Source organism: Streptomyces sp. MUM 2J, assembly GCF_022414535.1.
In the GTDB taxonomy this organism is placed as follows: domain Bacteria; phylum Actinomycetota; class Actinomycetes; order Streptomycetales; family Streptomycetaceae; genus Streptomyces.
In genome coordinates this window covers 402,309-415,024 of record NZ_JADWYM010000001.1, presented here as the reverse complement: position 1 = coordinate 415,024, position 12,716 = coordinate 402,309, and the positions used below count along the sequence as shown (strand labels likewise).

The following is a 12,716-nucleotide window of genomic DNA, read 5'->3' as shown; positions in this document are numbered from 1 at the left end:
CGGTGGGGTCCGCGGACGGCGCGGACGCGGTGGGGGCCGTGCCGTGCGGCGGGAGGAGAGTGAGTCGTGGTCGTGACCGAGGGGATCCCGCGACGCCAACCGGGGCGCGAGGCGGGGGCCCGCACCTATGCGCGCTCCCTGCCGATCGTGCCGGTGCGGGCGCGGGGGCTGACCATCGAGGGCGCGGACGGCCGCCGCTACCTGGACTGCCTCTCCGGGGCCGGCACGCTCGCCCTCGGGCACAACCACCCCGTCGTCCTGGAAGCCGTCCGCAAGGTCCTGGACTCCGGCGCGCCCCTGCACGTCCTCGACGTGGTGACCCCGGTCGAGGACGCGTTCGTCACCGAACTGGTGCGCACCCTTCCCCCCGGACTGGCCCGTCACGCGCGCGTGCAGTTCTGCGGCCCGGCCGGTCGGGACGCCGTCGCCGCCGCGCTCCGGCTCGTCCGTACGGCCACCGGCCGACCCGGCATCCTGGCCTTCACCGGCGCCCGGCACGGGACGGCCCCCGCCGACGCCGGGCGGACGGTTCCCGAAGCGGACGTGACCCGGCTGCCGTACCCGCAGGACTACCGCTGTCCGTTCGGCGTCGGCGGACCCCGGGGCGCCGAACTCGCGGCCCGCTGGACCGAGTCGCTCCTCGACGACCCCCTGTCCGGTCTGCCCGAGCCGGCCGGTCTGATCGTGGAGGCCGTGCAGGGTCCGGGCGGTGTCGTCCCCGCGCCGGACACCTGGCTGCGGCGCATCCGGCAGATCACCGCCGACCGCTCCCTTCCGCTCGTCGCAGACGAGATCCGGACGGGCGTCGGCCGCACCGGGGCCTTCTGGGCCGTACAGCACAGCGGAGTCACCCCTGACGTCATGGTCATGTCCAAGGCCATCGGCGGCAGCCTCCCGCTGTCCGTCGTCGTCCACCGCGACGACCTCGACCCCGGGCCGTCCGACGCGACCACCGGTCATGTCCGTGGCAACCAGCTCGCCATGGCCGCGGGCACGGCGACCCTGGCGTACGTCCGCGAACACCGCCTGCCCGAGCGGGCGGCGGCACTCGGGGCCCGCATACTGTCCCGCCTCCACGGCATCGCCGCCGAGATCCCCTGCGTCGGGGACGTACGGGGAAGGGGCCTGATGATCGGCCTGGAACTGGTGCAGCCGGAGGGCGGCAGCCGCGGGGGAGCGCGGGGCACGGGGGAGGAGGATCCGACGGGGCCGAAGGGCCGGACGGGGGACGGCGACGGCACGCGGCCGCCGGAACCGGCGGGCGCTCCCGCACCCCCACCCCCCGCGCCCGGACTCGCTGCCGCCGTGCAGCGCGAATGCCTGCGCCGCGGCCTGATCGTGGGCGTCGGGGGCCGGCACGGTGGCGTCGTGCGACTCCTCCCACCACTGACGATCACCGACGAGCAGGCCGCGGCCGTCGTGGACCGGCTGGCCGACGCACTGGAGGCAGTGGCACGGAAGCCCGGCGACGGCACCGGGCCCGCCGGTCCGGCCGGGCCGGTTGTCCCCGCCGGCCGCACCCCCGTGCCACGCACCCCCGCCCCGCGCCCCACCGCTCAGGAATCGCCGTGAACCCCATCCCCCACACCGCCGGCGACCCGCGCCCAGCGGCCCCCGCCGCTGCCCCGCAGACTCGGCCCCCGGAGCCCCCGGAGCCCCCGGAGGTCTCGCCGGTGCCGTCGCCCCCGCAGACCGGTGCCGGGCAGGACCCGTCCGCGCCCGAGGGCAGCACCGTGCCCCGGCAGCGGAGGGCCCTCGCACCGCGGCACGAGCAGCCGTACGGGCCCGTTCCTCCCGCCCCGGAGCACGCCGCCACGGTCCAGCGTCCCGGTACCCCGGGGCGCCCCGGCTCGTCCACGCCGTCCACCCCGTCCACGCCGTCCGGCCCGCCGCCGCACCCCGGCCGAGCGCCGCATCCGGACGCGGTCGCGCATCCGGACCCCCGCACCGCGGCCGAGGCAGCCGCCGTGGAGAACCTGCTCCGCTGCTGGGCGCGCGAGGCCGGCCTGCCCGCCCCCGGCGACGGCGTGCTGCGCATCCCGCTCCCTGCCAGCGGCGCCACCCTGCTGGCCCCGGTCCATCACTGGTCCCCGACCGGCTGGCACCGCTTCGGTCCCGCCGCCCTCGCCGGGGCCCCCGACCACAGGGCGCCGCTGGACGCGGTCACCGTCGCCGCCCTGCTGGGCCGGGAGACCGCCGGGGCCGCGCAGCCGGCCCCCGCGGCAGGGTCCGCCGGGGGCGCGGCCCTCCACAGCACCGACCTCGTCGCACGGGTGGCGGACTCCGTCCGCCGGACCGCCGCCTTCCTCCACGACCGCCGGCAGCACCCGGCCGACGGGCCCGACCGCTTCCTCTCCGCAGAGCAGGCCCTCCTCCTGGGCCACCCCCTGCACCCGGCCCCGAAGAGCCGCGAAGGTCTCACGGAGGCCGAGGAGCGGCCGTTCTCCCCGGAGCTGCGCGGATCCTTCCCCCTGCACTGGATCGCCGTGGCCCCCTCCGTGCACGCCGCCGACTCGGCGTGGACCGAACGCGGCCGGCTCGTCCCGGCCGAACAGCTCACGGCCCGACTCGCCGGGCCCGGACTGCCGCTGGAGGACGGCGCCACCGCTCTGCCGCTGCACCCGTGGCAGTGGCGCGAGGTCCGTCACCGCCCCGAGACCGCCGCTCTCCTCGACGCGGGACTGCTGCGCGATCTCGGCCCGTTCGGCGCACCGTGGCACCCCACCTCCTCGGTGCGCACCGTGTACCGGCCCGGTGCACCGGCCATGCTCAAGCTGTCCCTCGGCCTGCGCATCACCAACTCGCGGCGCGAGAACCTCCGCAAGGAACTGCATCGCGGCACGGAGGTGCATCGGCTGCTGCGCACCGGCCTGGCCCGCGCGTGGCACGCCGCCCACCCGGGATTCGACATCGTCCGCGACCCGGCCTGGCTCGCGGTCGACGATCAGGACGGCGTCCCGGTACCCGGCCTGGACATCGTGATCCGCCACAACCCCTTCGCCCCGGCGGACGACGTCACCTGTCTCGCGGGTCTCGTCTCCCCGGGGTGGCGGGGGACGGGCTCCCGCCTGGCCGAGGCGATCACCCGGCTGGCCGCCCGCACCGGGCGCCCCCGCGACGCCGTCGCCGCGGAATGGTTGCTGCGCTATCTGGAGCAGGTCGTCCGCCCCGTGCTGTGGCTGGACGGCGAGGCCGGGATCGCCCTGGAGGCACACCAGCAGAACACGCTGCTCCTGCTGGACGCCGACGGCTGGCCCGTGGGGGGACGCTTCCGCGACAACCAGGGCTACTACTTCCGCGAGTCCCGGCGCGCCGACCTCGACGCCCGGCTGCCCGGCATCGGCGTGCGGAGCGACACCTTCGTCCCCGACGCCGTCACCGACGAGCGCTTCACGTACTACCTCGCGATCAACAACGTGTTCGGCCTCATCGGTGCCTTCGGGGCGCAGGGCATCGCCGGCGAGCGGCTGCTGCTCGCCGCGTTCCGCCGCTTCCTCACCGGTGCCGCCTCGGGCCCCGGCCGGATGCGCAGCACCCTGCCGGCCCGGCTGCTGGAATCGCCCGTGCTGCGCTGCAAGGCCAACCTGCTGACCCGGTTGCAGGGGCTGGACGAACTCGTCGGCCCGGTGGACACCCAGTCCGTCTACGTGACGATCGCCAACCCGCTGCACGCGTGAGCGCGACGACGGTGCACGGTCCGGCCGTCACCCTCGCAGGTGAGTTCCGCCTCGTCGCCGTCCGGATCGCGCGGGACCTGGCGCTCCTGGCCCGCTGGATGAACGACCCCGCGGTCGCCGCGTTCTGGGAGCTGTCCGGCCCGGACACCGTGACGGAGGCGCACCTGCGGGCGCAGCTCGACGGCCCCGGGCACAGCGTCCCGTGCCTCGGCGTGCTGGACGGGACGCCGATGAGCTACTGGGAGATCTACCGGGCCGACCTGGACCCGCTGGCCCGGCACTATCCCGCCCGCCCCCTGGATGCCGGCGTCCACCTCCTGCTCGGCGAGACCGCCGACCGGGGGCGCGGCCTCGGCCGCATCCTGCTGCGTACGGTCGCCGACCTCGTCCTCGACGGCCGTCCCGCCTGCACCCGCGTGGTCGCCGAGCCGGACCTGCGCAACACGCCCTCCGTCGCCGCCTTCCTCGGCGCCGGCTTCCGGTATGCGGCCGAGGTCGACCTGCCCGCCAAGCGGGCGGCGCTGATGGTGCGCGACCGGTCCCTGCGCAACGTGCTGTGACCGCGTCCGGTGACACGGCCCGGCCCCACCCCCCTCATGCCCCCGCCCCGCCCGTGGGTCCGGCCTTCCGCCCCGGTGCCCTCCCGGCGCCGTGGCGGGGGCTCCTCCGCGATCCCGGCCGGCTGCCGTCTCCGCCCCGGGACCCTCCCGGTGTGTCGGCTCCGTCCTACGCGCCCCACCGCCACAGCCGTGCGACCCGGTCTGTTCCGGGCGGTGGTCGATCACCGGAAATCGCCTGGCAGGCATATCCGGTCGCATCTGAAAGCCCTCCGTCCGGACCGCGTCCCGGTCACCCGTCACCCTCACCCGTTTGTCAGTGCGGGGCCGTAGGGTGGTCGGGCTATGACGAAGCCCTCACTCACCGAACTCCTGCATGCCGCCGTCACAGCCGTCGGCGGTGCGGAGCGCCCCGGCCAGGTGACCATGGCCCAAGCCGTCGCGGAGGCGATCGACGACGGCTCGCACCTGCTGGTCCAGGCCGGCACCGGCACCGGCAAGTCGCTGGGCTACCTCGTGCCCGCGCTGGCGCACGGCGAGCGCGTCGTCGTCGCGACCGCCACGCTGGCGCTGCAGCGCCAGCTCGTGGAACGCGACCTGCCGCGCACGGTGGAAGCCCTCCATCCGCTGCTGCGCCGGCGCCCCGAGTTCGCGATGCTCAAGGGCCGGTCCAACTACCTGTGTCTGCACCGGCTGCACGAGGGCGTGCCACAGGACGAGGAGGAGGGCCTCTTCGACCAGTTCGAGGCCGCCGCCCCCACCAGCAGGCTGGGCCAGGACCTGCTGAGGCTGCGTGACTGGGCGGACGAGACCGAGTCCGGCGACCGCGACGACCTGACCCCCGGTGTCTCCGACCGCGCCTGGTCCCAGGTGTCGGTGTCCTCCCGGGAGTGCCTGGGTGCCTCGAAGTGCGCGTACGGCGCGGAGTGCTTCGCCGAGACGGCCCGCGAGCGCGCCAAGCTCGCGGAGGTCGTCGTCACCAACCACGCCCTGCTGGCGATCGACGCGATCGAGGGCGCCCCGGTCCTTCCGCAGCACGAGGTCCTGATCGTCGACGAGGCCCACGAACTGGTCTCCCGGGTCACCGGCGTCGCGACCGGCGAACTCACGCCCGGCCAGGTCAACCGCGCCGTGCGCCGCGCCGCCAAGCTCGTCGACGAGAAGGCCGCCGATCAGCTCCAGACCGCTGCCGAGGGCTTCGAGAGACTGATGGAACTGGCCCTGCCCGGCCGCCTGGAGGAGATCCCCGAGGACCTCGGCTACGCCCTGATGGCGCTGCGCGACGCCGCCCGTACGGTCATTTCGGCGATCGGCGCCACCCGCGACAAGTCGGTCCAGGACGAGGACGCGGTCCGCAAGCAGGCCCTGGCCTCGGTGGAGACCGTGCACGACGTGGCGGAGCGGGTCGTGAACGGCTCGGAGTGGGACGTCGTCTGGTACGAACGACACGACCGCTTCGGCGCCTCCCTTCGGGTGGCCCCGATGTCGGTCTCCGGGCTGCTGCGGGAGAAGCTCTTCGCGGACCGCTCCGTGACCCTCACCTCCGCGACGCTGAAGCTGGGCGGCGACTTCAACGGCGTCGGCGCGTCCCTGGGCCTGGGCCCCGAGGGCACCGAGGGCGACGACCTCCCGCAGTGGAAGGGCGTCGACGTCGGCTCCCCGTTCGACTACCGCAAGCAGGGCATCCTCTACGTCGCCAAGCATCTGGCCCGTCCCGCGCGTGACGGCGACCGCGCCGACATGCTGGACGAGCTCACCGAGCTGATCCAGGCGGCCGGGGGCCGCACGCTCGGCCTCTTCTCCTCCATGCGGGCCGCCCAGCTCGCCGCGGAGGAACTGCGCACCCGCATCCCCGAGTTCCCTGTCCTCCTGCAGGGCGAGGAGACGCTGGGCGAACTGATCAAGAACTTCGCGGCCGACCCGAGGACCTGCCTCTTCGGCACGCTCTCCCTCTGGCAGGGCGTCGACGTCCCCGGCCCCAGCTGCCAGCTGGTCGTGATGGACAAGATCCCCTTCCCGCGGCCGGACGACCCGCTGATGAGCGCCCGGCAGAGGGCGGTGGAGGACGCCGGCGGCAACGGCTTCATGGCGGTCGCCGCGACGCACGCGGCGCTGCTGATGGCCCAGGGCGCCGGACGCCTCGTCCGCGCCACGGGTGACCGGGGCGTGGTCGCCGTACTGGACCAGCGCCTGGCCACGGCTCGCTACGGCAGCTATCTGAAGGCCTCGCTGCCCGACTTCTGGTTCACGACCGACCGCAACCAGGTCCGTCGGTCGCTGGCGGCGATCGACGCGGCGGCCGGGCGGACGGAGGCGGACGCGGCGGAGTGACCCGTCCTGCGGCGTTCCGGGGCCCTGGACAGCCCAGGGCCCCGGAACCGGCGCAGGGGTCCCGGGGCCCAGTCAGGGAGCGGGGCGGGGTGGCCGCCCGTTGCGGTGTCGGTGGAGTGCTGTGCCGGCGTCCTCAGACCCGGCGCAGGACGGCCACCACCTTGCCGAGGATGGTCGCGTCGTCACCGGGGATGGGCTCGTAGGCAGCGTTGTGCGGCAGCAGCCACACATGGCCGTCCTCGCGCTTGAAGCGCTTCACGGTGGCCTCGCCGTCCAGCATGGCGGCGACGATGTCGCCGTTCTCGGCGACCGGCTGGCGGCGGACGGTCACCCAGTCGCCGTCGCAGATCGCGGCCTCGATCATCGAGTCGCCGACGACCTTCAGAACGAACAGCTCGCCGTCGCCGACCAACTGCCGGGGCAGCGGGAAGACGTCCTCGACGGATTCCTCGGCGAGGATCGGGCCGCCGGCCGCGATCCGGCCGACCAGCGGGACGTAGGAAGCGGCGGGCTTTCCGGCGGTGTCCGTGGGCTGCACGGGAGCGGCCTGGTCGGAGCCCCGCACCTCGTACGCGCGCGGGCGGTGCGGGTCGCGCCGCAGGAAGCCCTTGCGCTCCAGTGCCATCAGCTGGTGGGCCACGGAGGAGGTGCTGGACAGGCCGACCGCCTGGCCGATCTCCCGCATCGACGGCGGGTATCCGCGCCGCTGCACGGAATCCCTGATGACCTCGATCACCCGGCGCTGCCGGTCGGTCAGCCCCGAGCTGTCCGCCCGGATGCCTGGAGGTCGGCCCGGCAGGGAGCGCTTGGGCCCTTCGGGACTCGCGGCTTCGTTCATCGCGTGCACCGGCTCGACTCGGCCCTGGGAGCGCTCCTGGGCGGTGATGGTGGCACTGTCTGCGGTGGTGGTCACGTCAGCCCCTCTCGATGGTCTCCCTGCCAGCACAACGGTAGTTGCTTTCGAAAGGTTGCGCCAAACACACGTTCGAGTGAAAAAAAGCGATTCGCCTGACGTGATCAAGTGTTTGGGTGTATGGCTAGCCCTGCCCCTGCCGGTCAAAAGCGCCCATTGTTGTACTGTTCACCGCCGGGGTGCCCGCCGTGGGCGCCGCCCCAGTCTGCCACCCGGACCGCCGCCACCCCGGCATCCGGGCTGGCTCGGTGCCGGAGTCCCGCGGCATGGTTCTCGAACACCCGCGGTGTCCGCGCGGTGTGCCGGAACGATACGGCTTTCCGTCGCGCGGCGATACGCCCGTGCAGCGCTTGGAGACCCCGCCGCGGCCCCGGGTGCGCTCCCGCCTCGGCCCCCGGGTGCCTGTCGTGGCCGACGGGGGGCGGACCTGCCTGCCGGGGTCCCCGGCCCGCGGCCGGTGCCTCCCGTGCCGTCCGTGCGGGACATGCGCGTACGTCCCCGCCCGACACGCGCGCGTGGCATGCATGTATGAGCCAATCCCCACATGTAGTGGTTGGATGGCTACAGCAGCCCACAAGTTGTGGTCCCCCGGGTCTGAGGACCCCTCGCGATCGCCTATGCTGGTGGCTGCTTCGAGGGGCCCGTGAGCCCCGTGAGGCTATCGAGTCTGCTGTGAGGAGGGTTGGAGTTCCATGCACTGCCCCTTCTGCAGGCACCCCGACAGCCGTGTGGTCGACAGTCGTACGACCGACGACGGCACGTCGATCCGCAGGCGCCGCCAGTGCCCTGACTGCTCCCGTCGTTTCACGACGGTGGAGACGTGCTCGCTGATGGTGATCAAGCGGTCCGGAGTCACCGAACCGTTCAGCCGCACCAAGGTCATCAACGGTGTGCGCAAGGCGTGTCAGGGGCGCCCCGTGACCGAGGACGCACTCGCCCAGCTCGGCCAGCGGGTCGAGGAGGCGTTGCGGGCCACCGGAAGTGCCGAACTGACCACCCACGACGTGGGGCTGGCCATACTCGGCCCGCTGCAGGAGCTCGACCTCGTCGCCTATCTGCGATTCGCCTCGGTCTACCGGGCGTTCGAGTCGCTGGAGGACTTCGAGGCGGCCATCGCGGAACTCAGGGAACAGCCGGCGCGCCCCGCCGCGGACGAGGGTGACCGCGCGGACGAAGGCGCCGTCGCGGGGGGCCGGGAGGACGAGCGCGGGCCCGGGGGGAACGTCCAGGTCCCCGAGCCCGCCCACGCCGCCGACTGACCGGCGGGCCGGAACCGGATCGGCGGTCCGGGTCCGGCCGGGCGGCGGCGAGAAGACCTGCTGCGGGCGGCAGCGAGAGGGTGCCCGCAGCACCAGACAGAACACCGTGCCACGGGAACAATCGGGGCACTTCAGGGCGTTTTTGCCCGTACAGGGAGGCGGCATGACAGAGACGGCGAGCGGTCCGGCACGAGGTTCCCGAGCCAAGGGCACCAAGGCGGGTAACAAGGGACTGCACATCGAGCGCATCCACACCACCCCCGGCGTACACCCGTACGACGAGGTGGAATGGGAGCGTCGTGACGTCGTCATGACCAACTGGCGCGACGGCTCGGTCAACTTCGAGCAGCGTGGCGTCGAGTTCCCCGGCTTCTGGTCGGTGAACGCGGTCAACATCGTCACCAGCAAGTACTTCCGGGGTGCCGTCGGCACCCCGCAGCGCGAGACCAGCCTCAAGCAGCTGATCGACCGCATCGTGAAGACCTACCGGAAGGCCGGTGAGGACCACAGGTACTTCGCCTCGCCAGCCGACGCCGAGATCTTCGAGCACGAGCTGGCCCACGCCCTCCTGCACCAGATCTTCAGCTTCAACAGCCCCGTCTGGTTCAACGTCGGCACCCCGCAGCCCCAGCAGGTCTCCGCCTGCTTCATCCTCTCCGTCGACGACTCCATGGAGTCGATCCTCGACTGGTACAAGGAAGAGGGCATGATCTTCAAGGGCGGTTCGGGCGCCGGCCTGAACCTGTCCCGCATCCGCTCCTCCAAGGAACTGCTGTCCTCCGGAGGCAACGCCTCGGGGCCCGTCTCCTTCATGCGCGGCGCCGACGCCTCCGCCGGCACCATCAAGTCCGGCGGCGCCACCCGCCGCGCCGCCAAGATGGTCGTGCTCGACGTCGACCACCCCGACATCGAGGACTTCATCCAGACGAAGGTCAGCGAGGAGGAGAAGATCCGCGTCCTGCGCGACGCGGGCTTCGACATGGACCTGGGCGGCGACGACATCACGTCCGTCCAGTACCAGAACGCCAACAACTCGGTCCGTGTGAACGACGAGTTCATGAAGGCGGTCGAGCAGGGCGGCCGGTTCGGCCTGCGCGCCCGCATGACCGGCGAGGTCATCGAGGAGGTCGACGCCAAGGCGCTGTTCCGCAGGATCGCCGAGGCGGCCTGGGCCTGCGCCGACCCGGGCATCCAGTACGACGACGTCATCAACAACTGGCACACCTGTCCCGAGTCCGGCCGGATCACCGCGTCGAACCCGTGCAGCGAGTACATGCACCTGGACAACACGTCCTGCAACCTGGCCTCGCTGAACCTGATGAAGTTCCTCAAGGACGACGGCAAGGGCCACCAGTCGTTCGAGACGGAACGCTTCCAGAAGGTCGTCGAGCTGGTCATCACCGCGATGGACATCTCGATCTGCTTCGCCGACTTCCCGACCCGGAAGATCGGCGAGAACACGCGCGCGTTCCGCCAGCTCGGCATCGGCTACGCCAACCTCGGCGCCCTGCTGATGGCCACCGGCCACGCCTACGACTCCGACGGCGGTCGCGCCCTGGCCGGCGCCATCACCTCGCTGATGACGGGCACGGCCTACCGCCGTTCCGCCGAACTCGCCGCGGTCGTCGGCCCCTACGACGGCTACGCCCGCAACGCCGGCGCCCACAAGCGCGTCATGAAGCAGCACGGCGACGCCAACGGCCGAGCCGTCCGCATGGACGACCTGGACACGCCGGTGTGGGCCGCCGCCACCGAGGCCTGGCAGGACGTCCAGCGCATCGGCGCGAAGAACGGCTTCCGCAACTCCCAGGCGTCCGTGCTCGCCCCGACCGGCACCATCGGCCTGGCGATGTCCTGCGACACCACCGGTGTCGAGCCGGACCTGGCGCTGGTGAAGTTCAAGAAGCTGGTCGGCGGCGGCTCGATGCAGATCGTCAACGGCACCGTCCCGCAGGCACTGCGCCGCCTGGGCTACCAGGAGGAGCAGATCGAGGCGGTCGTCGCCCACATCGCCGAGCACGGCAACGTGATCGACGCCCCCGGCCTCAAGCCCGAGCACTACGAGGTGTTCGACTGCGCCATGGGCGAGCGCGCCATCTCCCCGATGGGCCACGTCCGCATGATGGCCGCCATCCAGCCGTGGATCTCCGGCGCCATCTCCAAGACGGTCAACATGCCGGAGACGGCGACCGTCGAGGAGGTCGAGGAGATCTACTTCGAGGCCTGGAAGCTGGGCGTCAAGGCGCTCGCGATCTACCGCGACAACTGCAAGGTCGGCCAGCCGCTCTCCGCGAAGAAGAAGGAGGACGAGAAGGCCGAGATCGCCGAGAAGACCGAGGACACGATCCGCGCCGCGGTCGAGAAGGTCGTCGAGTACCGTCCCGTCCGCAAGCGCCTCCCCAAGGGCCGCCCCGGCATCACCACGTCCTTCACGGTCGGCGGCGCCGAGGGGTACATGACCGCCAACTCCTACCCGGACGACGGTCTCGGCGAGGTCTTTCTGAAGATGTCCAAGCAGGGCTCCACCCTCGCGGGCATGATGGACGCCTTCTCCATCGCCGTCTCGGTCGGCCTCCAGTACGGCGTCCCGCTGGAGACGTACGTCTCGAAGTTCACCAACATGCGCTTCGAGCCGGCCGGCATGACCGACGACCCGGACGTGCGGATGGCCCAGTCGATCGTCGACTACATCTTCCGCCGTCTGGCGCTGGACTTCCTGCCGTTCGAGACGCGCTCCGCGCTCGGCATCCACTCCGCCGAGGAGCGTCAGCGCCACCTGGAGACCGGTTCCTACGAGCCGGCCGACGACGAGGTCGACGTCGAGGGCCTGGCCCAGTCGGCACCGCGCGCCCGGGAGCTGCCGGCCGTGGCCACGCCGAAGGCGGACGCCGCCACGGCACAGCCCGCTCCACAGCAGGCCCACACCAACGCGGAACTGGTGGAGATGCAGTTGGGCATCCACGCCGACGCCCCGCTGTGCTTCTCCTGCGGAACCAAGATGCAGCGAGCGGGCTCCTGCTACATCTGCGAGGGCTGCGGCTCGACCAGCGGTTGCAGCTGACCCGTGGGCGGCCTGCCGGCCGCCCACGCGACCGCCGGGCTCCGGCGGTCAGCGACGGTCCCCGGTGACAGGGGGCGCCGACCTCGCGTCGGCGCCCCCTGTCCGGCTCCGGGGCCCGTCCCCGCGTGAGTGTCCGGCACCGCGCGGACCCCGCACATGCTCCACGTGCCGGCCGACCGCGGCGTCGCCACCCGCAACACCGGCGACCCCGCGCACCCGTTCACCCACCGGGAGGCCGTCCTCGGCGCCCTCACCCGGACGCCGGCCGTCGTGGCCCCCGCACCGGCCGAGTGCCGCGCGACGCCGCGCCGGTCAGGACTGGTGCACCCGCCCCATCTGCCGGATGAACACCGCCGGGTCGTCGTCGAAGCCGAACACCCCGGCACGCAGACGCCAGCCGCCGGAGGCGTCGCGGGTGAACTCCGCCACCGCCGCCGCGGTCGCCCCGAGCACGCCGCCGAAGTCGTTCTCGAACAGGACGGTGTATCCCTCCCGGATCCGCAGCCCCGGCCGCTGCACGTCCACGAACGTCCGGCTCACGGCCCGCTGCTGGATGACGACGCCGACCACCACGCGCGCGTACCGGCCGTCGAGCCGGTCCAGCTCCAGCGTCATGACCTCGTCCCAGCCGAAGCCCCTGCCGTCCGCGCTGTCCCGGTTCAGCGTGATGGTGCCGTCGGGTGAGCGGCTGTCGAAGTGCACTGCGTACGCGGGCTCGCCGTACAGGTCGTCCACGCCGTAGGTCGCGGCGACGAGGTCCAGGTCGGTGGGTGGCTGTCCCGCCGGGCTCGGGTCCCACTTCAAAGAGACCTCGACCTTCTCGATTCCCTTGCTGAGGCCGTTCACCGGACTCCCCCTTCCCCGTGCACACCATTACCCTCACGCGAACTACCCGTCCGCCAGGGCCGATTGTCCATC

General features: G+C 72.7%; 8 protein-coding genes. 6 read left to right on the top strand and 2 right to left on the bottom strand.

Annotated elements, in window-relative coordinates; all coding sequences use genetic code 11:
- Positions 1–66 precede the first annotated feature (66 nt).
- From I3F54_RS01575 to I3F54_RS01560, 4 genes are all read left to right on the top strand, one after another.
- Positions 67–1,572, top strand: a complete 1,506-nt coding sequence (locus I3F54_RS01575) for an aminotransferase class III-fold pyridoxal phosphate-dependent enzyme (protein WP_240116689.1) — start codon at positions 67–69, stop codon at positions 1,570–1,572.
- Positions 1,573–1,733: 161 nt separating this feature from the next.
- A complete protein-coding gene (locus I3F54_RS01570; RefSeq protein WP_374205837.1) occupies positions 1,734–3,677 on the top strand; it encodes an IucA/IucC family siderophore biosynthesis protein in 1,944 nt (647 codons plus the stop codon).
- Positions 3,572–4,237: a GNAT family N-acetyltransferase gene (locus I3F54_RS01565; protein WP_240116756.1), complete on the top strand. Its 666-nt coding sequence runs from the start codon at positions 3,572–3,574 to the stop codon at positions 4,235–4,237. The genes I3F54_RS01570 and I3F54_RS01565 overlap by 106 nt, the downstream gene beginning before the upstream one ends.
- A gap of 342 nt (positions 4,238–4,579) precedes the next feature.
- Positions 4,580–6,565, top strand: a complete 1,986-nt coding sequence (locus I3F54_RS01560) for an ATP-dependent DNA helicase (RefSeq protein ID WP_240116687.1) — start codon at positions 4,580–4,582, stop codon at positions 6,563–6,565.
- Positions 6,566–6,698: 133 nt separating this feature from the next.
- Here the strand turns inward: I3F54_RS01560 and lexA are convergent, their stop codons facing one another.
- Entirely contained in the window at positions 6,699–7,478 is a 780-nt protein-coding gene (gene lexA, locus I3F54_RS01555) for a transcriptional repressor LexA (protein WP_240116686.1), read from the bottom strand.
- Positions 7,479–8,170: 692 nt separating this feature from the next.
- On the opposite strand from lexA, the gene nrdR reads away from it, so the two are divergent.
- Both nrdR and I3F54_RS01545 read left to right on the top strand, forming a co-directional pair.
- A complete protein-coding gene (gene nrdR, locus I3F54_RS01550) occupies positions 8,171–8,737 on the top strand; it encodes a transcriptional regulator NrdR (RefSeq protein ID WP_240116685.1) in 567 nt (188 codons plus the stop codon).
- Between the two features lie 163 nt (positions 8,738–8,900).
- Positions 8,901–11,798, top strand: a complete 2,898-nt coding sequence (locus I3F54_RS01545) for a vitamin B12-dependent ribonucleotide reductase (protein WP_240116684.1) — start codon at positions 8,901–8,903, stop codon at positions 11,796–11,798.
- Between the two features lie 312 nt (positions 11,799–12,110).
- Here the strand turns inward: I3F54_RS01545 and I3F54_RS01540 are convergent, their stop codons facing one another.
- Complete coding sequence (locus I3F54_RS01540) at positions 12,111–12,644, bottom strand: TerD family protein (RefSeq protein WP_240116683.1); 534 nt, start codon at positions 12,642–12,644, stop codon at positions 12,111–12,113.
- Positions 12,645–12,716 lie beyond the last annotated feature (72 nt).

Excerpts from the sequence above, each read along its gene's own strand:
- I3F54_RS01560 (WP_240116687.1), top strand. The coding sequence starts at position 4,580 with ATGACGAAGCCCTCACTCACCGAACTCCTGCATGCCGCCGTCACAGCC.
- nrdR (WP_240116685.1), top strand. The coding sequence starts at position 8,171 with ATGCACTGCCCCTTCTGCAGGCACCCCGACAGCCGTGTGGTCGACAGT.
- I3F54_RS01545 (WP_240116684.1), top strand. The coding sequence starts at position 8,901 with ATGACAGAGACGGCGAGCGGTCCGGCACGAGGTTCCCGAGCCAAGGGC.